The organism is Anabaena sp. WFMT (assembly GCF_051781005.1).
In the GTDB taxonomy this organism is placed as follows: domain Bacteria; phylum Cyanobacteriota; class Cyanobacteriia; order Cyanobacteriales; family Nostocaceae; genus Anabaena.
Map to the genome: position 1 here is coordinate 1 of NZ_JBPWOA010000035.1, position 1,447 is coordinate 1,447.

The window sequence follows — 1,447 nt, forward strand, 5'->3', positions numbered from 1 at the left end:
ACCAAGGGGTTTTAAAATAAATAATGACCAATCTACCGCAAAGGCAACTTAGGCAGCGTGTAGGCGATTGTAGAGGTGATTGGGCTATCTACGTATAAAAAGCCAGTAAGATGTATTCACTCCACCCGTACTAAAAAAAGACTTCTCACTATATATTTAGGGGGGGGTGGACTGTAGAAAATACGAGTAAATGCCATTTTAAAATACGTAGCCAATTAGACATACTTAAAATATAGGAATTAGTCCATTTTGCGAAAAGTGCCGGGGGATTTTGGGAAGTTATGCCGGGCCAGTTTGGAAAATTCTTGAGGGAAAATTTAGGGAAGTTGCGATATTGCGATAAATTGCGATCGCACTTTAGGGGAAAATTCAGAGAAGCTATCATCACTATACAAACCGAGTTGTTATAAATATGGGTGAACAAACTGACTTGATGCAAACATGGGTAAACAAAACGTCTTGTTATCACTGTACGAACCGACTTGACCGCAAACATGAGTATACAAACCGACTTATCTATCACTATACGAACCGACTTGATGCAGATATGAGTGAACAAACCGACTTGTTATCTATGCACAAACCGACTTATCTATCACTATACGAACCGACTTGACGCAGACATGAGTATACAAACCGACTTGTTATCTATGCACAAACCGACTTAGCACAAGCATGATGCACAAGAGGGTTCGTATAGTCCTTACTATCATTCCTTGTTCTCATGAGAACAAGGAATGATAGTAAGGACTATACGAACCCTCTTGTGCATCATGCTTGTGCTAAGTCGGTTTGTGCATAGATAACAAGTCGGTTTGTATACTCATGTCTGCGTCAAGTCGGTTCGTATAGTGATAGATAAGTCGGTTTGTGCATAGATAACAAGTCGGTTTGTTCACTCATATCTGCATCAAGTCGGTTCGTATAGTGATAGATAAGTCGGTTTGTATACTCATGTTTGCGGTCAAGTCGGTTCGTACAGTGATAACAAGACGTTTTGTTTACCCATGTTTGCATCAAGTCAGTTTGTTCACCCATATTTATAACAACTCGGTTTGTATAGTGATGATAGCTTCTCTGAATTTTCCCCTAAAGTGCAATCGCAATTTATCGCAATATCGCAACTTCCCTAAATTTTCCCTCAAGAATTTTCCAAACTGACCGGCATAACTTCCCAAAATCCCCCGGCACTTTTCGCAAAATGGACTAATTCCTATATTTTAAGTATGTCTAATTGGCTACGTATTTTAAAATGGCATTTACTCGTATTTTCTACAGTCCACCCCCCCTAAATATATAGTGAGAAGTCTTTTTTTAGTACGGGTGGAGTGAATACATCTTACTGGCTTTTTATACTTAGATAGCCCAATCACCTCTACAATCGCCTACACGCTGCTTAAGTTGCCTTTGCGGTAGATTGGTCATTATTTATTTTAAAACCCCTTGG

Annotated in this window: 2 protein-coding genes; one reads left to right on the forward strand and one right to left on the reverse strand. The window is 39.4% G+C overall.

Annotation, left to right across the window (positions count from 1 at the left end; genetic code table 11):
* The first annotated feature begins 412 nt into the window (after positions 1–412).
* Complete coding sequence (locus ACSQ6I_RS23420; RefSeq protein WP_438892645.1) at positions 413–616, forward strand: hypothetical protein; 204 nt, start codon at positions 413–415, stop codon at positions 614–616.
* 218 nt (positions 617–834) lie between these two features.
* On the opposite strand, the gene ACSQ6I_RS23425 is transcribed toward ACSQ6I_RS23420, so the two are convergent.
* Positions 835–1,038, reverse strand: coding sequence for a hypothetical protein (locus ACSQ6I_RS23425; RefSeq protein WP_438892645.1), 204 nt, complete (start codon positions 1,036–1,038; stop codon positions 835–837).
* Positions 1,039–1,447 lie beyond the last annotated feature (409 nt).

Bases quoted from the DNA above. Each gene is read 5' to 3' on its own strand.
- ACSQ6I_RS23420 (WP_438892645.1), top strand. From the start codon at position 413: ATGGGTGAACAAACTGACTTGATGCAAACATGGGTAAACAAAACGTCT.
- ACSQ6I_RS23425 (WP_438892645.1), bottom strand. From the start codon at position 1,038: ATGGGTGAACAAACTGACTTGATGCAAACATGGGTAAACAAAACGTCT.